This is a genomic window from Roseococcus sp. SDR (assembly GCF_019083995.1).
Lineage (GTDB): Bacteria > Pseudomonadota > Alphaproteobacteria > Acetobacterales > Acetobacteraceae > Roseococcus.
Map to the genome: position 1 here is coordinate 131,405 of NZ_JAHRCU010000006.1, position 20,621 is coordinate 152,025.

Annotated in this window: 19 protein-coding genes; 7 read left to right on the plus strand and 12 right to left on the minus strand. The window is 69.5% G+C overall.

The annotated features are described in order from the left end of the window. Positions 1-22 precede the first annotated feature (22 nt). The 10 genes from KTR66_RS08850 to KTR66_RS08895 all read right to left on the minus strand — a co-directional run bounded on the left by KTR66_RS08850 (position 23) and on the right by KTR66_RS08895 (position 10,822). A complete protein-coding gene (locus KTR66_RS08850; RefSeq protein ID WP_213612215.1) occupies positions 23-232 on the minus strand; it encodes a hypothetical protein in 210 nt (69 codons plus the stop codon). Further along, positions 229-459: a hypothetical protein gene (locus tag KTR66_RS08855; protein WP_213612216.1), complete on the minus strand. Its 231-nt coding sequence runs from the start codon at positions 457-459 to the stop codon at positions 229-231. Before KTR66_RS08855 ends, KTR66_RS08850 begins: the two co-directional genes overlap by 4 nt. A gap of 165 nt (positions 460-624) precedes the next feature. Beyond that, a complete protein-coding gene (locus KTR66_RS08860; RefSeq protein ID WP_213612217.1) occupies positions 625-1,389 on the minus strand; it encodes a TorF family putative porin in 765 nt (254 codons plus the stop codon). Positions 1,390-1,400: 11 nt separating this feature from the next. After that, positions 1,401-1,940: a potassium-transporting ATPase subunit KdpC gene (kdpC, locus tag KTR66_RS08865; protein WP_213612218.1), complete on the minus strand. Its 540-nt coding sequence runs from the start codon at positions 1,938-1,940 to the stop codon at positions 1,401-1,403. Between the two features lie 3 nt (positions 1,941-1,943). After that, a complete protein-coding gene (gene kdpB, locus KTR66_RS08870) occupies positions 1,944-3,968 on the minus strand; it encodes a potassium-transporting ATPase subunit KdpB (RefSeq protein ID WP_213612219.1) in 2,025 nt (674 codons plus the stop codon). Positions 3,969-3,979: 11 nt separating this feature from the next. Continuing rightward, positions 3,980-5,677 (minus strand): potassium-transporting ATPase subunit KdpA, encoded by a 1,698-nt coding sequence (gene kdpA / locus KTR66_RS08875; RefSeq protein WP_213612220.1) that lies wholly within the window; start codon positions 5,675-5,677, stop codon positions 3,980-3,982. Between the two features lies 1 nt (position 5,678). After that, positions 5,679-5,768, minus strand: coding sequence for a K(+)-transporting ATPase subunit F (kdpF, locus tag KTR66_RS25270; RefSeq protein WP_213612221.1), 90 nt, complete (start codon positions 5,766-5,768; stop codon positions 5,679-5,681). Positions 5,769-6,144: 376 nt separating this feature from the next. Beyond that, on the minus strand, positions 6,145-7,491 hold the full coding sequence (locus tag KTR66_RS08885; protein WP_213612222.1) for a site-specific integrase: 1,347 nt from the start codon (positions 7,489-7,491) through the stop codon (positions 6,145-6,147). A 217-nt stretch (positions 7,492-7,708) separates the two neighbouring features. Beyond that, the gene (locus tag KTR66_RS08890) at positions 7,709-9,502 is read right to left on the minus strand and encodes an IlvD/Edd family dehydratase (protein WP_213612223.1); all 1,794 of its coding nucleotides are present in this window, start codon (positions 9,500-9,502) and stop codon (positions 7,709-7,711) included. A 57-nt stretch (positions 9,503-9,559) separates the two neighbouring features. Beyond that, positions 9,560-10,822 carry a UbiH/UbiF/VisC/COQ6 family ubiquinone biosynthesis hydroxylase gene (locus KTR66_RS08895; protein ID WP_213612224.1) on the minus strand — a complete coding sequence of 421 codons (1,263 nt, stop codon included), beginning with the start codon at positions 10,820-10,822 and terminating at the stop codon, positions 9,560-9,562. Positions 10,823-11,036: 214 nt separating this feature from the next. Here KTR66_RS08895 and KTR66_RS08900 point away from each other — a divergent pair, with 214 nt between their 5' ends. The 3 genes from KTR66_RS08900 (at position 11,037) to KTR66_RS08910 (ending at position 13,270) form a co-directional block, all read left to right on the plus strand. Continuing rightward, positions 11,037-11,375, plus strand: coding sequence for a P-II family nitrogen regulator (locus tag KTR66_RS08900; protein WP_213612225.1), 339 nt, complete (start codon positions 11,037-11,039; stop codon positions 11,373-11,375). Positions 11,376-11,437: 62 nt separating this feature from the next. Further along, positions 11,438-12,793, plus strand: coding sequence for an ammonium transporter (locus KTR66_RS08905; protein WP_213612226.1), 1,356 nt, complete (start codon positions 11,438-11,440; stop codon positions 12,791-12,793). A gap of 243 nt (positions 12,794-13,036) precedes the next feature. After that, entirely contained in the window at positions 13,037-13,270 is a 234-nt protein-coding gene (locus KTR66_RS08910; protein ID WP_371819066.1) for a hypothetical protein, read from the plus strand. 175 nt (positions 13,271-13,445) lie between these two features. On the opposite strand, the gene KTR66_RS08915 is transcribed toward KTR66_RS08910, so the two are convergent. Next, a complete protein-coding gene (locus KTR66_RS08915; RefSeq protein ID WP_213612228.1) occupies positions 13,446-14,618 on the minus strand; it encodes an acetyl-CoA C-acetyltransferase in 1,173 nt (390 codons plus the stop codon). 90 nt (positions 14,619-14,708) lie between these two features. Further along, entirely contained in the window at positions 14,709-16,055 is a 1,347-nt protein-coding gene (locus KTR66_RS25175) for an Hpt domain-containing protein (protein ID WP_213612229.1), read from the minus strand. Between the two features lie 205 nt (positions 16,056-16,260). Here KTR66_RS25175 and KTR66_RS08925 point away from each other — a divergent pair, with 205 nt between their 5' ends. From KTR66_RS08925 to KTR66_RS08940, 4 genes are all read left to right on the plus strand, one after another. Continuing rightward, positions 16,261-17,475 (plus strand): NADP-dependent isocitrate dehydrogenase, encoded by a 1,215-nt coding sequence (locus tag KTR66_RS08925; protein WP_213612230.1) that lies wholly within the window; start codon positions 16,261-16,263, stop codon positions 17,473-17,475. Positions 17,476-17,753: 278 nt separating this feature from the next. Next, positions 17,754-18,359, plus strand: coding sequence for a 2-hydroxychromene-2-carboxylate isomerase (locus KTR66_RS08930; protein WP_213612231.1), 606 nt, complete (start codon positions 17,754-17,756; stop codon positions 18,357-18,359). A gap of 10 nt (positions 18,360-18,369) precedes the next feature. Next, on the plus strand, positions 18,370-19,050 hold the full coding sequence (locus tag KTR66_RS08935; protein WP_249731965.1) for a DUF599 domain-containing protein: 681 nt from the start codon (positions 18,370-18,372) through the stop codon (positions 19,048-19,050). Next, positions 19,043-20,596 carry an alkaline phosphatase gene (locus KTR66_RS08940; RefSeq protein ID WP_213612232.1) on the plus strand — a complete coding sequence of 518 codons (1,554 nt, stop codon included), beginning with the start codon at positions 19,043-19,045 and terminating at the stop codon, positions 20,594-20,596. Before KTR66_RS08935 ends, KTR66_RS08940 begins: the two co-directional genes overlap by 8 nt. Positions 20,597-20,621 lie beyond the last annotated feature (25 nt).

A 20,621-nucleotide genomic window follows, 5' to 3' on the forward strand; every position in this document is an offset into this window, starting at 1 on the left:
GTAGTCCAGGGCAGGCCGCACGTCAGCGACGGCGCCAGCGCCAGGCGCAGGCCGCGCCCGCCGCGAGGATGGCGACGCCCCCCGCGAGGCCGACGGCCAGAGCCTGCCCAGCCGAGAGCGCGGCGAGGCCATGCATGGTCCAGACCAGGCCGCACCATGCCATCAGCAGGATCAGGACCAGCGCCCAGACCTCGCGCGCGGACTGCGGGCTCAGGCCGGTGCGCTTGGTCATCGCAGGAGCAGCCCGTGCGGCGGCAGGCTGCGTGGCCGGGCCAGCCAGCGCAGAAGGGGCGGCGGGGAGAGCGGCCGGTTGGGCAGGCCGCAGCGCGAGAGATCGGCCCCGGGCGCCTCGCGCCGCCGCAGGTCGCGCAGCACGCGCGCCAGGCCCCAGAGCCAGAGCAGCGCGAGCGCCGGCGCGAGGGCAATGAGAAGGTGTTGAAACCGGATCGGGTCTTCCATGGGTCCTTGCAGGCCCAGGGCCTGCGTCTCGGGGAGGAGCGGGATATGCGCCAAGCCCGCGCAAGCGCGCGATCGGCAAGGCCCCGCTCTGGCGTAAGGGGGGCGTCAAGGCGGCCCCCTCCGGCGCCAGGGGCGGATGCCGCCGCCGGAGGGCATCGGCCATGGTCAGAACTTGAACGAGAGGGCGGCCAGGGCACGCGCCCCGCAGATGTCCTGGCCACGGCCATTGATGGGCGCGCAATCCTGGCGGCTGATGGACGTCTGATAGTAGCCGATGCTGGCGGTCACCGTTCCGATGCCGGCGATCGCGAAGTCCCGGGCCAGGGTCAGTGCCCACCAGGTGTAGTCTGGCGCACCGAAGCGTATGTTCCGCTCGACCCACTGGTGGCCGACCCGCGCGCCAGCCGTCAGGTCGAGAAGGCCCGTGCGCCAATCCGCCCCGGCCTCAAGATAGATGCCTGTCCCGGAAGAGCCGAAGAAGTTGGGGGACGCAGCACCAGTCGCCATGAGCGTCACTGAGCCGATCTCCCGCGTCACCTTCAGCGCGCCCTCAGCGTAGTTCAGCCCAAATTGGCCGGGTGCGGGGGCGTAGCCGGGGTAGGTGTACCAGATGCCGTAGAGATCGAGGTTGAACCCGGCCACCGCGAACCGATACCCGCCGAAGATGTCGATCTCCTGCCGCGCATTGGTCCCAGCGAAGCTGACATTCGAGAGGAAGGCGCCGACATAGAGGCCACTCTCATGGGACAGCTCCAGATTGGAGATCTGAGAGGCGGGGCGTGATCGCGTCTGGCTGATGCCGCGAAACAGGTAGTCCGTCGCGACCGTTCCGGTGCCGGTCAGGGAGAGCCCTGTCTCACCGAGACGGAGCTGAGCCTGCGCCGGGACGGCCGCCAGCAGGGCGATGCCGAAGGTGAGCTGGCGCAACATGGAAAATGCCTTCACCGCACAGCCTCCAGCGCCAGGTTGAGGCGCAGGACGTTCACGCGCGGCTCGCCCAGGAGGCCGAGCTCACGGCCCTCGATGGACCGCTCCAGGATCGCAAAGATCCGCTCCGCAGGCAGGTTCCGCGCCGCGGCGACACGCGGGATCTGCTCCCGCGCATTCTCGACGCTGATATGGGGGTCAAGGCCGGAGCCGCTGGCCGTCACCGCATCGGCGGGCACGTCGCGGGCGCCGACGAGGCGCGTGGTGATCGCCTCCAGCAGCGCGGCACTGGTCGGGCCAAGCTGCGAGGCAGCGGAGGAACTCGCATCGTAGGGCGCGGCGCTAGTGGCGGAGGGGCGGCCCTGGAACCAGCGGTCGCCCTGGAAGTCCTGGCCCACCAGCGCGGAGCCGATGACCTGACCCTCGCGCCGTATCAGGCTGCCACCGGCCTGCTCGGGCAGGACCAGCCCGGCCAGCGCGGTGACGCCGACGGGCACGGCCATGCCCAGCAGCAAGGTACCGCCGAGCAGGAGGGAGAGAAGCGGGCGCAACATGGCTCAGGCCACTCCGATGAGGGTGAGAAGGACGTCGATGATCTTGATGCCCAGGAAGGGCGCGATGAGGCCGCCCAGCCCGTAGACCAGCAGGTTCCGCCGCAGCAGCGCGGCCGCGCCGATGGGCGCATAGCCCACGCCGCGCAGCGCCAGCGGCACCAGCGCCACGATGATGAGCGCGTTGAAGATCACCGCCGAGAGGATGGCGCTTTGCGGGCTGGTGAGGCCCATCACGTTCAGTGCGCCAAGGCCCGGATAGGTCGCGACGAAGATCGCGGGCAGGATGGCGAAGTACTTCGCCACGTCATTGGCGATGGAGAAGGTGGTGAGCGCGCCGCGCGTGATGAGCAACTGCTTGCCGATCTCCACCACCTCGATGAGCTTGGTGGGGTCGCTGTCCAGATCCACCATGTTGCCGGCCTCGCGCGCGGCCTGGGTGCCGGTCTGCATGGCCAGCCCCACATCGGCCTGGGCCAGGGCCGGCGCGTCATTCGTGCCGTCGCCCGCCATGGCGACGAGGCGGCCCTCCGCCTGCTGCGCGCGGATATAGTCGAGCTTCTGCTGGGGCTTTGCCTCGGCCAGGAAGTCGTCCACGCCGGCCTCCACCGCGATGGCTGCGGCGGTGAGGCGGTTGTCGCCCGTCACCATCACGGTGCGGATGCCCATGCGGCGCAGCTCGGCGAAGCGCTCGCGCATGCCGGGTTTCACGATGTCCTTCAGCTCGATCGCGCCGAGGATGCGGCCATCCTTCGCCACGGCCAGCGGCGTGGCGCCAGTGCGCGCGATGCGGTCCATGCCGGCTGCCAACTCGGGCGGGATGGCGACGTTGAGCGCCGCGGCCAGGCTGTCCACGGCGCCCTTGCGATAGGCGCCGCCATCCAGGTCCATCCCCGAAATGCGCGTCTGCGCGGTAAAGGGGACGGCGCGGGCACCCTCGGGCATGCTGGCCGTGATGCCGAAATGCTCGCGCGCGAAGGCGAGGATGCTGCGCCCCTCGGGCGTCTCGTCGGCCAGGCTCGCCAGCACGGCGGCCTCGGCGAGTTCGGCCTCTGTCACGCCCGGGGCGGGCAGGAAGGCGGCAGCCTGGCGGTTGCCAAAGGTGATGGTGCCGGTCTTGTCCAGCAGCAGCACATCCACATCGCCCGCCGCCTCCACCGCGCGGCCCGAGGTGGCGAGCACGTTGAAGCGCACCAGGCGGTCCATCCCCGCGATGCCGATGGCGGAGAGCAGCCCGCCGATGGTGGTCGGGATCAGCGTGACCAGAAGGGCCGCCAGCACGACCACGGACGGCGCGGCGCCGCTGTAGCTGGCGAAGCCCACCAGCGTGACCACGGCGATCAGGAAGATGAGCGTCATCCCGGCCAGCAGGATGTCGAGCGCGATCTCGTTCGGCGTCTTCTGGCGCGCAGCGCCTTCCACCATCGCGATCATGCGGTCGAGGAAGGTGCCGCCCGGCTCGGCCGTGATGCGGACCAGGATGCGGTCGCTCACCACCAGCGTGCCGCCGGTGACGGCACTGCGGTCGCCGCCGGCCTCGCGGATGACGGGCGCGCTCTCGCCCGTCACGGCGCTCTCGTTCACGCTGGCGATGCCCTGGATGATCTCGCCATCCGAGGGGATGATCTCACCCGCCTCCACCAGTACATGGTCGCCGCGCTTCAGCTCGGCCGCCGCGCGGGGGAGGGTGAGGGTGGGGTCCTCCGGCATCGGGACGTAGCGGGCCATGGTCTCGCCGCGCGCGGCGCGCAGCGAGGCGGCGCGGGCCTTGCCGCGGCCCTCCGCCACCGCCTCGGCGAAGGTGGCGAACAGCACGGTGAGCCAGAGCCAGGCCGCCACCGCCGCCTGGAAGGCGAAGGGCTGGCCCAGCACGGCATCGCGCAGGGCCAGCAGCGTGACGAGGATGGAGACCACCTCCGTCACGAAGATGACCGGGTTGCGCACCAGATGGCGCGGGTTGAGCTTCAGCACGGCGTCGAGCGCCGCGCGGCGGAGGATGGCGCCGTCGAACAACGCGATCTGGCTTTGCATCAGGATGGCTTTCAGAAGCTCTGCCCGGCGAGCATCGCGACATGCTCCGCGATGGGGCCGAGGGCGAGGGCGGGCAGGTATTGCAACCCGCCCAGGATGAGGATGACGCCGGCCAGCAGCCCGGCGAAGAGCGGGCCATGCGTGGGCAGGGTGCCCGCACCTTCCGGCGCGCGCGGCTTGGCGGCCAGGCTCCCGGCGATGGCAAGCACCGGGATGACGAAGCCGAAGCGCCCGGCCAGCATGGCGAAGCCCAGCGTGGTGTTGAGCCAGGGCGTATCCGCCGTCAGCCCGCCAAAGGCCGAGCCATTATTCCCCGCGGCCGAGGTGAAGGCGTAGAGCATCTCCGTCAGGCCATGCGGCCCGGCATCCTGGAGCGAGGCGGTGCCCACCTCCAGCACCAGCGAGAGGCCGGCGAGGCCGAGGATCGCGGCGGGCAGCACCAGCACGGCGAGCATGGCGAGCTTCACCTCGCGCGCCTGCACCTTCTTGCCGAGATATTCCGGCGTGCGCCCCACCATCAGCCCGGCCACGAAGACCGCCAGCAGGGCGAAGACCAGCATGCCGTAAAGGCCGGAACCAACGCCGCCGGGCAGCACCTCGCCCAGCTGGATGAGGAAGAGGGGGACAAGGCCGCCGAGCGGCGTGAAGCTGTCCAGCATCGCATTCACCGCGCCGCAGCTCGCCCCCGTGGTGGTGGCGGTGAAGAGGGCGGCGAGAGCGAGGCCGAAGCGGACGTCCTTGCCCTCCATGTTGCCCTGCGTGGGGGAGACGCCGGCTGCGATATGCAGAGGGTTGCCCGCCGCCTCGGCCGCGTAGATGGCGAGCGTCGCGGCCAGCACGAAGCCGAGCATGACGGCGAGCAGCGCGCGTCCTTGCTGCGCATCGCCCACCATGCGGCCGAAGGCGAGGCAGAGGCCGAAGGGGATCACCACCTGCAGGATGATCTGCAGGCTGGTGGCGAGGGCGCTCGGCCCCTCGAAGGGGTGCAGCGAGTTCACGCCGAAGAAGCCGCCGCCATTGGTGCCGAGATGCTTGATCGCGAGCTGGAAGCCCACGGGGCCGAGCGGGATCACCTGCTCCCCGCCCTCGAGCGTCGTGGCGGTGACGCTCGCTTCCAGCGTCTGTGGCACGCCCATGGCGATGAAGGCGAAGGCGGCCAGGACAGCGCCGGGCAGCAGCAGGAAGAGGGTGACGCGGGTCAGGTCCGCCCAGAAGTTTCCCAGCTGCGTCACACCACCGGCGGCGAAGGCACGGATAACGGCGAAGGCCAGCGCGATGCCGGTCGCCGCCGAAAGGAAGTTCTGGACCGTTAGGCCCGCCATCTGGCTGAGATGCGACATGGCCACCTCACCCGAATAAGCCTGCCAGTTGGTGTTGGTCACGAAGGAAAGGGCCGTGTTGAAGGCAAGGTAAGGCGGAATCCCGTCGAAGCTCTGCGGGTTCAGCGGCAGCACGTCCTGCAGCCGCAGCAGCGCGTAGAGCAGGACGAAGCCGGCAGCGTTGAAGGCCAGCATCGCCAGGAGATAGCTCTGCCAAGCCTGGCCGCGCGCGGCGTCCACGCCGGCGACCCGCAAGACTGCCGTATCCAGCCGGGCGAGCGGCCCAAGTCGCCCTTGGGCCATGGCGGCAAGCCAAGCCCCGATGGGAACGGCCAGCACCAACGCGCAGCCCAGCACGAGGGCGATCTGCGCCCATCCGATCATGGTCATGTCAGAGGCTTTCGGGCCGCAGTAGGGCCCAGAGAAGGTAGCCGAGAAGGCACAGGGCGACGGCGCCGCCCAGCCAGAGTTCCAGCGCCATGGTCAGACGCGCCCGCAGGCCCGGACATAGAGCGCCAGCGCGCCAAAGCCGGCCAAGCCGGCGAGGAGGAGAAGGAAGTCAAGCATGGAAATCCCCTGGAAGAGGGGAAGACCATGGCGTCGGGCGCGGTGAGGAAACGATGCGGAAGCCGGGGGCTGCGCATCAAGGAATCGTAAAGGGACTAGCCGGATGCGGGCATCTGCCGGCGTGGCCTCGGTATGGCAAGAGAAGCCTCGATGCCATGGGAGACAAACGCGGACAGAGAGGTAACGGCGTCAGCGGCTACATATTCCCACGCCCAGGCGAATGGAGATTAGGCCGCTGTCGTGGACAAGAGCATTCAGGGCAAGGTCACGACCAACTAGGGCGCTGGTCGTCAGCCTTTGGCCGTCCGAAGAGGGACCACCACCGCCTGGCCGGCAGACGCGGTACAGAAGCGTGCCCAAGCCTCCATCATAGGCCGCCGTTCGGCCAAAAGATCCTCACGGGCATAGGCCGCACGCACCTTGTTCGCGTCTTGGTGGGCCAGGGCCATCTCGCTCAGGTGGTCCGCCCATCCCTGTACAAGCGCCCATTGCTTGAAGGCGGCGCGGAAGCCATGCGGCACCACCGCGTTGCCCGCCTTATCACGCCACGCCGGCGGGTCGCTCTTCCCGTTCATGCGCTTGATGACCGCCGCCAACGTCATGTCTGACAGCGCCTTACCCTCCCGGGAGCCGGGGAACACCAGGGCCTCGGGCGTGGCGGTCTGGCGCAAAGGTTCGACCTCCTTCAGGACCGCCAAAGCAGCTGCCGTCAGCGGGACCCGATGCGGCTTGCGCGCCTTCATGCGATCCGCAGGCACCTCCCAAACCTCATCGGCCAGATTCATCTCGGCCCAGCGCGCACCGCGGACCTCACCCGAGCGGGCCGCCGTCAGGATGCAGAACTCCAGTGACAGCGCGGCCACGCCCTCTCGGGCGCGTAATGCCTTCAGGAAGGCGGGGACCTCGGCCATGTCGAGGGCCGGTTGGTGCTGGACCGTGGCCACGCGGGATGGCGCGGGCAGGATCTCCTTCAGGTTGCCGCGCCATACCGCTGGGTTCTGGTCGCGTGGGCGTAACCCCATCGCCGCAGCGACCGTCAGAACCCGCTCAATACGGCCGCGAAGGCGCTGGGCCGTCTCGGTCTTGCTCTCCCATATGGGCGTCAGCACGCGAAGCACGTCAGCTACCGTGACGTCGGCCACCGGCATGTCTCCTATCAGAGGGAAGGCGTAGCTCTCCAGGCTCTGGCGCCACTGGTACTGGTGCTTCGCGTTCGTCCGCTCCCGCTCGACCTTGGTGAGAACGATCTCGGCGACGTCGCGGAAGGTGCGCCCCTTCTGCTTGGCCTCCTTCACCTCGGCCTCCACCGCCGCGATTGCCTCGGCGCGGCGCGCATCGCGTTCATGGATGGGGTCACGGCCTTCCCGCACCGCAAGAGCCAGCCGGGCCACCTCTCGTCGCGCGTTCGCCAGCGTCAGCCCTCGCCGGTCATCCGTCAGTGCGACCGAGCCCAACCCCATCTCCCGCGCTTTGCCGGCAAAGGAGAAGCGAAAGAGCCATGACTTGGCCCCTTCAGGGGTGATCTGGAGATAGAGCCCATCACCGTCGGGGACGCGCTCCGGGCGCTTCTTGCCGCCCTCGGTCACGCGGCCGGAATGCCGGGCAGCGCGCAACTCGGGAACCGTCAAACGGGGCATAGGGGGAAGCCTCCACCGAACTGCCGCCGTTATACGCTACCCCCAAGGCTACCCCCAAGTCCTATTGAACCGGCCTGAACCACCATGAAGCGACCTGACATTTTTTTATCATAAAAGCAGTAGTTTATGATGTATCCCTGGATCGATGTGAACCGCCATGGAAGGGCAATTAGATTCCCCTCAGCTCCACCACTCCCCCGAGAAGCCCCCCACCCATTCAGTGATTGTGCCGGCTCTCGCCCCTGGTCTCCAGGATGTTGAGATACAGCGTCGCCGCCTCCAGGCAGGCGCCATTGCCGAGCTGGCCCACCGAATTGCGGTAGATCTCCTCCCACGGCGTCTTGTTCACCAGCGCGGGCGGCGTCCAGGCGGCGCGGCGCGCGGCCAGCTCCGCCTCCGGGATCAGCACATCCACGCGCCGCGTCTTGAGATCAATGCGGATCGGGTCGCCATGGCGCAGCAGCGCCAGCCCCCCGCCCACCGCCGCCTCGGGCGAGACGTTCAGGATGGAGGGTGAGCCGGAGGTGCCGCTCTGCCGCCCATCGCCCATGGTGGGCAGCGCCCGGATCCCGGCTTTGATCAGCGCCGCCGGCGGCTGCATGTTCACCACCTCGGCCGAGCCCGGATAACCCACCGGCCCGCAATTGCGGATCACCAGCACGGTCTTCTCGTCAATGCCCAGCGCCGGGTCCTCGATGCGCGCGTGGTAGTCCTCCGGCCCCTCGAAGACCGCGACCTTGCCTTCGAACACGTCGGGGTCGTCCGAGAAGAAGCGCCGGCGGAATTCGGCATCGATGACGCTGACCTTGATGACGGCGTTGTCGAAGATGTTGCCCGTCAGCACCAGGTAGCCCGCCTGCTCCTTCATCGGCTTGCCATAGGCGCGGATCACCTCGCGATCCGGTGAGAGCGGGATCGCTGCCAGGTTCTCCGCCACCGTCTTGCCGGTGGCCGTCATCACATCGCCATGCAGCCGCCCGGCCTCCAGCAATTCGCGCATCACCGCCGGCACGCCGCCCGCGCGGTGAAACGCCTCGCCCAGGAAGCGCCCGGCCGGCTGGCAATCCACCAGCAGCGGGATGTCGGCACCCACGCGCTGCCAATCCTCCAGGCTGTGCTCCACGCCCATGTGCCGCGCGATGGCGATCATGTGCGGCGGGCAGTTGGAGCTGGCGCCGATGGCGCTCGCCACCGCCACCGCATTCTCGAAGGCCTTCTGCGTCATGATCTTCGCGGGCGTCAGCTCCTCGCGCACCATCTCCACGATGCGCCGGCCGGACCAATAGGCCATCTGCGCGCGCTCGCGATGCGGGCCGGGAATGGCGGCGCAGCCGGTCAGGCTCATGCCCACGGCCTCCACCAGCGAATTCATCGAGAGCGCCGTGCCCATGGTGGAGCAATGCCCCCAGGAGGTGCTGCTGGCCGCCACCATCTCCATGAACTGGCGATAGTCGATCTCGCCCGCCGCCAGCATGCGCCGCGCCTCCCAGACCACCGTGCCGGAACCCACGAGCCTGCCCTTGTGCCAGCCATCCAGCATCGGCCCGCCGGAGAAGGCGAGTGCGGGGATGTTCATCGTGGCGGCCGCCATCAGCCCCGCACCCGGCGTCTTGTCGCAGCCGATGGTGAGCACCACGCCATCCAGCGGATAGCCGTGCAGCACTTCGACCAGGGAGAGGTATTGCAGGTTGCGGTCCAGCGCCGCCGTCGGCCGCTTCAGCGTCTCCTGGATGGGATGGACCGGGAATTCCAGCGGCACGCCGCCGGCATCGCGGATGCCTTCCTTGATGCGCTGGGCGAGGATGGTGTGGTGGCGGTTGCAGGGCGCGATGTCGCTGCCCGTCTGGCTGATGCCGATGATGGGCCGGCCCGATTGCAGCTCATCGAAGGTCATGCCGAAATTCAGCTGCCGCTCGGAGTAGAGCGCCGTCATGCCCGGATCGCCGGGGTCATCGAACCAGCGCTGGCTGCGCAGCCTGAAGGGCTTCTTCGTCTGGTCGTGATCGTCCATGGGGCGGGTCCTCGCGCGTTTCGCGCGAGGGGACACGGCGCGGAGCGCGCCTGTCAATCAGCCGCGCAGCGGCAGGCCCATCGCCTGACGGGCAAAGGCGCGCTTCAGCCCGGGAATCCGGTCCACCGCCGCGATGCCGAGCCGCCGTGCCCAACGCACGGGCCCGATATCATTGCCGAACAGCTTCTCCAGCACATGCGTGGCACCGATCATCATCAGCGCATCCGGCCGCCGCTTCGCCTGGTAGCGCGCCAGCAGCGCCGCACTGCCCACATCCTCACCCGCCGCATGGGCTTCGGACACGAGATCCGTCAGCGCCGCCACGTCCCGGAAGCCGATGTTCAGCCCCTGCCCCGCGATGGGGTGCATGCCATGCGCCGCATCGCCCACCAGCGCCAGGCGCTCGGCCACGTAGCGCGTGGCGTGCATCGCCGTCAGCGGGTAGTGCCAGCGCCGGCCGATGGGCTCGATCGCGCCCAGATGGTCGCCGATGCGCCGGCGCAGTTCACGCGCGAAATCCGCGTCGGAGAGCGCCAGCATGCGCTGCGCCACGCCCCGCCGCTCGGTCCAGACGAAGCTCGAGGCATGCGGCAGCGTGCCCGTCCCGTAGCTGCCGAGCGTCGTCAGCGGCAGCTGCGCGAAGGGGCCGGCGGGCAGGAACAGCTCAAGCGCGCGGTTGTGGTGCGGCTTCTCATGCGCGAAGGCGCCGACCAGGCCGATCTGCCCGTAATCATGCCGCGCCGTGCCGATGCCGGCCTGCTGCCGGAGCGGGCTGCCCCGCCCCTCGGCGCCCACCACCAGCGCCGCGCGGATCACCCGCCCATCGGCCAGCGTCACGGTGGCGCCCTCCGCATCGCGCGTCACCTTGGCCGTCATCGGCGCGAAGGCCTGCAGATGCGCCAGATGCGGCAGGCGGGCATTGAGCGCGACCCGCAGCGCGCGAGCCTCCACCATCCAGCCGAAGGGCTCGTCGGCCACCTCTGACGCCTCGAAATCGAGATCGAGCGAGGAGGGCGCCTCCCCCACCCGGCCATCGGCCACCTTGATGCCCTCGATCGGGCAGGGCGCGCCCGGCAACCGCTCCCAGATGCCCGCCCGCTCCAGCAGCCGCTTGGAGGCCAGCGCGATGGCATAGGCCCGCCCGTCGAAGCCGGCGAGTTCCATCGGCGGCAGCGGCGCCGCATCCACCACCGCCACCGGCACCCCCCGCGCGGCGAGTGCCGCGGCCAGCGTGGCCCCCACCGGCCCCGCGCCGATGATGGCGACGGCAACCTCCAGGCTCGGGGTTGAGATCAGGTCAGGGGCGGCGATCAGGTTCATGGCCCAGAGCTTAGGCCATTCCGGCCGGCTGCAAGAGAGAGGGGGGCCCGGGAGGGCCAAAAGACTCGCCTTCGCGCCCGCAGAATTGCCCGCAATTTGGGCAACGCCGCCCGCAAGGCTTGGAAGCACAAGGGTTTCGCTGCTGGCACGACTCTTGGATGGCAAAGCCGGAGCCGGGCTCGGGCCGGCGGATTTTTGCATGAAAGGCAGGCGGATGAAGCTCGTGATGGCGATCATCAAGCCCTTCAAGCTGGACGAGGTGCGCGACGCGCTCACCCCGCTCGGCGTCCAGGGGCTGACAGTGACGGAGGTGAAGGGGTTCGGGCGGCAGAAGGGCCAGACCGAGATCTACCGCGGCGCCGAATACCAGGTGAGCTTCCTGCCGAAGCTCAAGATCGAAGTCGCCGTGGCGGCCGAACTGGCGGATGCCGTGGTCGAGGCGATCGCCGGCGCCGCCCGCACCGGCAAGATCGGTGACGGCAAGATCTTCGTCCTCGACCTCGACCGTGCGCTGCGCATCCGCACCGGCGAAACCGACGGCGCCGCCCTGTGAGCCGCCCCACGCAACCTGACACGGCGCTGTCTCGCGCCCTTTCCCTTGGGAGAAGCCTGACCATGAAACCCTGGATGCGCGGCGCCTTGCTGGCCGCCCCGGCCCTCGCGCTGGGCGCGCTGCCCGCCCTGGCGGCGGACGAGCCGAAGCTCGACGCCGGCAACACCGCCTGGATGATCGTCGCCACCTGCCTCGTGCTGATGATGACCATCCCGGGCGTCGCCCTCTTCTACGCGGGCATGGTCCGCAAGAAGACCGTGCTGGCCACCATGATGCAGTCCTTCTTCGTGGCCGCGCTGATCGCCGTCACCTGGATGGTCGCGGGCTATTCCATCGCCTTCGGCAATGGCGGCCTCTATTTCGGCGACTTCTCCAAGATCATGTTCTCCGGCATCGAATGGAACGGCCCCTTCATCCTGGGCAAGGGCCTGGGCGGCGAGAGCGAGGTCGCGACGACCATCCCCGAGACGGTCTTCGCCATGTTCCAGATGACGTTTGCGATCATCACCGCCGCGCTCATCTTCGGCGCGGTGGCCGACCGCATGAAGTTCAGCGCCGTCTGCCTCTTTATCGTGCCCTGGTCGCTGCTGATCTACTCGCCCATCGCGCATGCGGTCTGGCATCCCTCGGGCCTGATCTGGGCCTGGGGCGCGCTCGACTTCGCCGGCGGCACGGTGGTGCACATCAACGCGGGCGTGGCCGGCCTGGTGGCCGCCATCGTGCTGGGCAAGCGCGTGGGCTACGGGCATGACAACATGTCGCCGCACAACCTCGCCTTCGCCATGATCGGCGCCTCGCTGCTCTGGGTGGGCTGGTTCGGCTTCAACGCCGGCTCCTCGCTCGCCGCCGATGGCCGTGCGGGCATGGCCATGCTGGTCACGATGGTCGCCGCCGCCATGGGCACGCTCACCTGGGTCTTCGCCGAGTGGGCCACCAAGGGCAAGCCTTCGGCGCTGGGTGCCATCTCGGGCGCCATCGCGGGCCTCGTCGCCATCACGCCCGCCTCGGGCTGGGTCTTCCCCGGCGCGGCGCTGGTCATCGGTGGCGCGTCCGGCGTGATCTGCTTCTGGGCCGCGACCGCGCTGAAGAAGGCGCTGGGCTATGACGACAGCCTGGACGCCTTCGGCGTGCACGGCGTGGGCGGCATCGTGGGCGCCATCCTCACCGGCGTCTTCGCCTATGGCATGCTCTACAAGACCGACGACGCGGAAGCCGCGCTGGCCTATTCCGGCCTGCTCTACGGCAACCCGGACATGCTCTGGATCCAGGTGAAGTCGGTGCTGGTGACCATCGCCTACTCGGCGGTCGGCACCTTCATCCTGCTGAAGATCGTGGATGCCATGGTCGGCCTGCGCGTCTCCGAGGAAGAGGAGCGCGAGGGCCTCGACGTCACGCAGCATGGCGAGCGCCTGGGGTAAGCTCTCGCCACCCGAGCCCGATCGCCCTTGGTGGCCACACCAAGGGCGTGAATCGGCCTCGCAGCTGATGGTTCGGGGGAATCGAAGGGCGCCGGGGGGAAACCTCCGGCGCCTTTTTCATGGCGGATTTTTCAGCCGGAGCGCCGCAGGAACCGCTTGACCCGGCGACGGCCCGTTTCCTTATGTGAGGGCATGCGGGACATCACATCGCTGCCGCGAGGCGACGAGGATACCTTGTGGGCCGTGGTCGCCACCGTCGGCCGCGCCAACCGCGTGGCCGAGATCTTCCGCAGCCGCGCGGCGGCGCTGGAGGACCGCGCCTGGCGCGCCCAGCAGGTGCGGGCCTATGCCGATTTCCTGGAACGCTCGAAGCAACCGCTGCCGCATTACTCGGTGACGCCGATCCGCCGCTCGGACCTGCCGCGGAAATGGACGCCGCTGCCGGCGCTGGGCTTCCTGCGCGGACAGTTCATCTGAAACGCGCCGCGTTCAGGCGGGATCGCCGAGCCGCGCGCTCAACAGAAAAAGAGCGTGCAGCGCGGGCGCGGCACGCTCCGAGAGGGAAAAGGCCAGGGCGCTGCCCTGGACCCGCCGGGGCCCCAGGGGGGAAACCCTTGGCCCCGGACCCCTTCTCCGACTGAGGCCTGCGGCCTCAGTCGCGCTGCAGGCACATGGCGACACCCATGCCGCCGCCGATGCACAGCGTGACCAGGCCCTTCTTCGCGTCCCGGCGCTGCATCTCATAGAGCAGCGTGGTCAGCACGCGGGCACCCGAGGCGCCGATGGGGTGGCCCAGCGCGATGGCACCGCCATTCACGTTCACCTTGGCCGTATCCCAGCCGAGATCCTTGTTGACCGCGCAGGCCTGCGCCGCGAAGGCCTCATTCGCCTCGATCAGGTCGAGGTCATTCACCGTCCAGCCGGCCTTGGCCAGCGCCTTGCGGCTCGCCGGGATCGGCCCCGTGCCCATGATGGAGGGGTCCACGCCCGCCGTCGCCCAGCTCACGATGCGCGCCAGCGGCGTGATGCCCCGGCGCCGCGCCTCCTCGGCCGACATCACGACCACCGCGGCCGCGCCATCATTGATGCCCGAGGCATTGCCGGCCGTGACCGTGCCTTCCTTGTTGAAGGCCGGGCGCAGCTTGGCCAGCACCTCGGTCGTGGTCTCCGGCTTCGGATACTCGTCCTGGCTGACCACCACATCGCCCTTGCGGGTCTTCACCGTGACGGGCGCGATCTCATCCTTGAAGCGGCCGGCGGCCATCGCCTCGCCCGCCTTGCGCTGGCTGGCGGCGGCGAATTCGTCCTGCTCCTGGCGCGTCAGCTGGTATTTCTGCGCCACATTCTCCGCCGTGTTGCCCATGTGGTAGCCGTGGAAGGCGTCCATCAGCCCATCGCGCAGCATGGTGTCCACCAGCTCCAGGCTGCCCATCTTCTGGCCAGCGCGCATCTGCGCGCAATGCGGCGCCTGGGTCATGCTCTCCTGCCCGCCGGCGACGACGATGGAGGCATCGCCCGTCGCGATCTGCTGCGCCGCCAGCGCCACCGCCCGCAGGCCCGAGCCGCAGAGCTGGTTGATGCCGAAGGCGGTGCGCTCGACCGGGATGCCGGCGTTCACCGCCGCCTGGCGGGCCGGGTTCTGGCCCGCACCGGCCGAGAGGATCTGGCCCAGGATGACCTCATCCACATCGCTGGCGGCGACGCCGGCGCGGGAGAGCGCGGCCTCGATCGCGACCTTGCCGAGGTCATGCGCGGCGAGGCTCGCGAAGGCCCCGTTGAAGCTGCCCACCGGCGTGCGCGCGGCGGAGGCGATGACGATATCCATGGCGAATGCCCTCCAGGCAGTTGATTGGCGCCAGTCTCGCGCTTCGTTACCGCCCGCGCAACCGCCCAAAGCGGCCCAGGGCCGCGGGCTTCAGGCCGCCGCGCTGCCGAGTTGCCGCAAGGCCGCGTCGAATTCGCGCTCGAAGGCGGCAAGCGCCGCGTCCAGACCCGCCATCTGGGGTGCGGCGGCGGCGGCTTCCAGGGCCTGCAGCACCGGGACCAGCGCCAAGAGCCCGAAATTGGCCGCGAGGCCCCGGATCGCATGCGCCTGGCGCCGCGCCGCCGCCCCATCGCCCAGCCGCACCGCCTCGCGCAGTTGCGGGGCCAGGGCCAGCATCTCCTCGCGGCAGAGCTGCCGCGCCTCGTCCAGCCCCTGGGGCGGCGCATCGGGCAGGGCTTCCAGCAGCCGGCTGCCATCGGCCATGGTGGTGGACCGCGCGCGCGGGCGGTTGCCCGGGCCGCGCCGGCCATTGTCCTTGCCTGGCGCGCGGATATCGAGATGCCGCGTGAGCATGCCCGATGGCAGGTCCCGCCGCAGCGTCTCGGGCGGCAGCAGCGCCTCGAAGGCCTGGTTCCAGGCCGAGAGCTTCCCCTCCGGGTCGAGCAGCGCCACCGGCACCGGCCAGGCCTCGATCAGCGCCTGCTCGCGCCGCTCGGCCGCCAGTCGCTCATTCTGCGAGAGGCGCATCCGCGCCTCATTCACGCTCAATTGCGCCGCATGCCGCGCCAGGCTGCCGCGCAGCGCGGCCAGCTTCAGCTCCACCCGGTCCGTCCGCTGCAGATGCCGGCGGAAGATGAAGCCGAGCGTCCCGAGCCCGAAGAAGGGGATCAGCAGCACCGCCAGTGACATCCTGGCCGGGATCGCGCTGGCATCCACCCGGAGCGCGCCCTCCCGCACCCAGAGGCTGGCATGCACGTCACCCGGCGTTCCCGCGGCGGCCAGTTCGGTGCCGAGGCCCGTCACCAGCCGCAGCGCCGTGCCCGGCGGCGGCGCCAGCAGCGCCTCCAGCGTGGCCACGGGAATGCGCAGCATGGGCGTGGGCGCGCCCGGCTGGGCCGGAACCAGAAAGGCCAGCACCTCGGGCGGGGTCGCCCCACCCCGCGCCAAGGGCCAGAAACGGAGTTGCCCGGCCTCGGCGCCCGGGAGCGCCGCCGTCACATCCGGCGGCAGGACCGCGATCGTGACCCCCGGCCCGGCCCGGCCCTCGCGCTGGGACTGCACCAGCCGCGCCTCGGCCCCCTGGAGTTCGTCCTTCACCACGAGCGCGGCGCGCGCCGCGGCTTGGGTGGCGCGGGCCAGCGCCGCCTGCCGCAGCCCATGCGTGCCGTCCTCGACCAGCAGCCAGCTCGCGACCAGCAGCGTCGTCACCAGCAGCATGAAGGCGATGGAGGAGCGGTGCAGCAAGGAATGGATCAGCGCGCGGCCGGACAGGGCCATGGCCGGGAAACCCCCAGGGTGTTTGTTCCAATAAACAGACAGTGTCTCCGTGCCGCAAGCGGCACGTTCCGGGCGGCCGGCCCTCGCGGGCTTGTCCCGGCGGGGCGGCGGTGCGATGTTGCGCGCCGCACTGCAACATCAAGGGCGACCGCCAGCCGGCCGGCACCCGCCGGGCGCCGCCAAGGCGGCACGAGGGATTGAGGATATGGCAAAGATCAAGGTGAAGACCCCCGTCGTCGAGATGGACGGGGATGAGATGACGCGCATCATCTGGGGGTTCATCAAGGACCGCCTGATCCTGCCGTACCTCGATATCGACCTGAAGTATTACGACCTCGGCATCGAGTATCGCGACCAGACCGATGACCAGGTGACGGTGGACGCCGCCAACGCGACCAAGCAGTACGGCGTCGGCGTGAAGTGCGCGACCATCACCCCCGATGAGGCGCGCGTCGCCGAGTTCGGCCTGAAGAAGATGTGGCGCAGCCCGAACGGCACCATCCGCAACATCCTGGATGGCACGATCTTCCGCGAGCCGATCATCTGCTCCAACGTGCCGCGCCTGGTGCCGCACTGGAACAAGCCCATCGTCGTCGGCCGCCACGCCTATGGCGACATCTACCGCGCCGTCGAGATGAAGGTGCCGGGCAAGGGCAAGGTCACCATGACCTTCACGCCCGAGGGCGGCCAGCCGCAGGAGATCGGCGACTTCGCCATCGGCGACGCCGGCGGTGTGGCGATGATGCAGCACAACCTCAACACCTCGATCGAGGGCTTCGCCCGCGCCTCCTTCAACTACGGCCTGGCGCGCAACTTCTCGGTCTACCTCAGCCACAAGAACACGATCCTCAAGGCCTATGACGGCTCCTTCAAGGACATCTTCAAGCGCATCTTCGACGCCGAGTTCGCCGATCGCTTCAAGGCCGCCGGCCTGACCTATGAGGACCGCCTGATCGACGACATGGTGGCCTCCGCGCTCAAGTGGGAAGGCGGCTATGTCTGGGCCTGCAAGAACTACGATGGCGACGTGCAGTCGGACATCGTGGCGCAGGGCTTCGGCTCGCTCGGCCTGATGACCTCCGTGCTGCTCTCGCCCGATGGCAACACGGTGGAGTCCGAGGCCGCGCACGGCACGGTGACGCGCCACTACCGCGAGCACCAGAAGGGCCGCGAGACGAGCACGAACCCCATCGCCTCCATCTTCGCCTGGACGCGCGGCCTCGCCTATCGCGGCAAGTTCGACGGCACGCCGGATGTGGTGGACTTCGCCAACGCGCTCGAGGCCGTGTGCATCGAGACGGTGGAGAGCGGCTACATGACTAAGGACCTCGCGATCCTCATCAGCAAGGACCAGCCCTGGCTCAACACCCAGGCCTTCCTCGCCAAGCTCGATGAGAACCTGAAGAAGAAGATGGGCTAATTCCCCACGAAGCCGCTTCGCGTCTTCGCGGGGGCCCCGTCTTCATCCCCATGAACCCGCTTCGCGTGTTCACGGGGGCCCCGTCTTCATCCCCGTGAACCCGCTTCGCGTGTTCACGGGGGCCCCGGGATTGGTTTGATCCTTCGGGGCTCGGCTCCTCCTTCCGCGGCAAAGCCGCGGAAGGGCTCCGGGGGGCGGAAATGCTTCCGCTCGCCGGCTTTGCTCTTCGCGTGGGGCGCGTTTTCGCCCAGGCTGTGCGCCTTGAGAGGATGCACGCCATGCATGTGGACTATTACGGCTCCCTGAACTCCCCCTGGACCTATCTGGGCTCGGCCCGGATCGAGGCGCTCTGCGCGAAGCATGGAGCCTCGCTGAAATTCTGGCCGGTGGATTTCGGGCTGATCTTTCCGGCCTCGGGCGGGTTGCCGCTGCCCAAGCGCTCACCGCAACGCCAGGCCTATCGCATGATGGAACTGCGCCGCTGGCGCGAGGCGACGGGCCTGCCGCTGACGCTGGAGCCCAAGCACTTCCCCTTCCCCGAGGCCATGCTGGCGCAAGCCGTGATCGCGCTGCGCGAGACGCCATCTCCCCTTGGGGGCGACGCACCCGCCATCCGCCTCGCGCATCGCATCATGAAGGCGCTCTGGGCGGAGGATCGCGATCCGGTGGCGGATTTCGCGACGCTGGCCGCCGAATGCGGCCAGGATGGCGCGGCCCTGCTGGCGCTGGCCGCCGATCCGAAATGGGCCGCGATGCGGCAGGCGGACAGCCAGGCCGCGCTGGATCGCGGCGTCTTCGGGGCACCCTCCTTCGTCATCGAGGGCGAGATCTTCTGGGGGCAGGACCGGCTGGATTTCGTCGAGAGGAAGCTCGCCCCCCAATGATGATACACGGATGATCGGCGGCCTGCTCTCCACGCTGGATGTCGCGGCTCTCGTGGTCTTCTTCGCCTGCTGGGCGGGCTATACCGCCGTGGTGGACCGCGTGCCCCGCATCCAGCGCCGCTCCGTCATCGCCGCGATGGACGAGCATCGCCGGCGCTGGATGATCGCGCTGCTGAACCGCGAGAACCGCATCAGCGACACGGCGATCATCGGCAATCTGATGCAGAGCACGGGCTTCCTCGCCAATACCTCCATCTTCATCCTGGCGGGCCTGGTGGCCCTGCTCGGCTCGCCCGATCTCGGCCGGCGCGTGCTGGCGGCCTTGCCCTTCGCCGAGGCGCCCTCCAGCGACATCGCCTGGGAGATGCGGATCGCGCTCTTGGTGCTGATCTTCGTGCGCGCCTTCTTCGAACTGACCTGGGCGCTGCGCCAGTTCAACTACTGCTCCATCGTCATCGGCGGCATCGGCCTCGGCCCCGATTTCACGCCCCAGGCCGAGATGGCGGCGAAGGTGGCGAACCGCGCCGCGCGCCACTTCAACACCGGGCTGCGCGCCTATTATTTCGGCCTCGCGGCACTCGCCTGGATCATCCATCCCATCGCGCTGATCATCGCCTCGCTGCTCGTGCTGCGCGAGTTGCACCGGCGCGAATTCCGCTCCGTGGTGCGGGATGCCCTGGCCGATGGATAGCGCCACGCGCCACATGCTGACCCTCGCGCGGCGCGGCCTGCTGCGCGGGGCCACGGGCCTCGCCGCGCTGGCCGTGGCGCAGCCGCCGCGCGCCCGCGCCCAGGCGCCGGGCAATCCCTTCACGCTGGGCCTGGCCTCCGGCGACCCCTGGCCGGACAGCGTCGTCCTCTGGACGCGCCTGGCCCCCGCGCCGCTCGAGCCCGGCGGCGGCATGGCCCCCGTGCCGGTCACGCTGCGCTGGGAACTCGGCGCCGACGAGCAGATGCGCCGCATCCTGCGATCCGGCGAGGTGGTGGCCCGGCCCGAGGACGCGCATTCCGTCCATCTCGTGCTCGAAGGCCTGGAACCCGCGCGCAGCTATTTCTACCGCTTCCGCTTCGGCCAATTCGAAACCCCCATCGGCCGCACCCGCACCGCGCCCGCGCCCGGCGCGGATGCCGAGATCCGCTTCCTCAATGCCGGCTGCCAGAACTACGAGCATGGGCACTTCACCGCCTGGCGCCACGCGGCGGCGGAGGATTCCCTCGACTTCGTCTTCCACTATGGCGACTACATCTATGAATATGCCGGACGCCAGCCGGGCGCGCGCGGCTGGGGCCCGATCGTCCGCACGCATCACGGCGGCGAGACGCTGACGCTGGACGACTACCGCTCGCGCTACGCGCAATACCGCAGCGATGCCGACCTGGCCGCGGCCCATGCCGCGCATCCCTTCATCGTCAGCTATGACGACCACGAGGTGGAGAACAATTGGGTCGGCCTGATCAGCCAGCGCGACGGCGGCGCGCGCTTCCCGGTGGCGACGCCGCACGAGGTCTTCGCGCTGCGCGCCGCCGCCGCCTTCCAGGCCTGGTATGAGCACATGCCGGTGCGGCCCGCCGCGAAGCCGCGTGGCACCGAGATCACCGCCTACCGTCGCCTGCGCTTCGGCCGGCGGCTCGACCTGCACGTGCTCGACACGCGCCGCTTCCGCGACGACCAGCCCTGCGGCGATGGTGTCGTCACCCCTTGCGACGCGGTGAACCGGCCCGACGCCCAGGTGCTGGGCGCCGCGCAGGAGGCCTGGCTGCGCGACGGCGTGGCGAACAGCCCCGCCACCTGGCAGGTGCTGGCGCAGCAGATCTTCCTCGCCCCGCGCCTCTTCCCACGCGGCACGCGCAGCATGGACAGCTGGGATGGCTACCCCGCCGCCCGCCAGCGGCTGCTGGACATCTTCGCCAACCGCCAGGGCGGCATCGCGCTGACCGGCGACGTGCATCGCGCCTGGGCCAATGATGTGGGCCCGCTGGTGGAATTCGTCGGCACCTCCATCACCAGCGAGGGCGATGGCAGCGACATCCAGGCGACCGCGCCCGAGATCATGGCCGCCAACCCGCACCTCAAGTTCAACAGCAACCGCCGCGGCTACACGCTGCACATCGCGGGGCGGGATCAGATGCACGCCCTCTACCGCGCCGTGCCCTTCGTGCAGCAGCCGGGCGCGCCGCTCACCACCGTGGGCCAGTTCATCGCCCCGTTGCGCGGCGGCGGGGTGGAGCGCGCCTGAAGCTTGTTCTAGCTTCGCCGCAAGC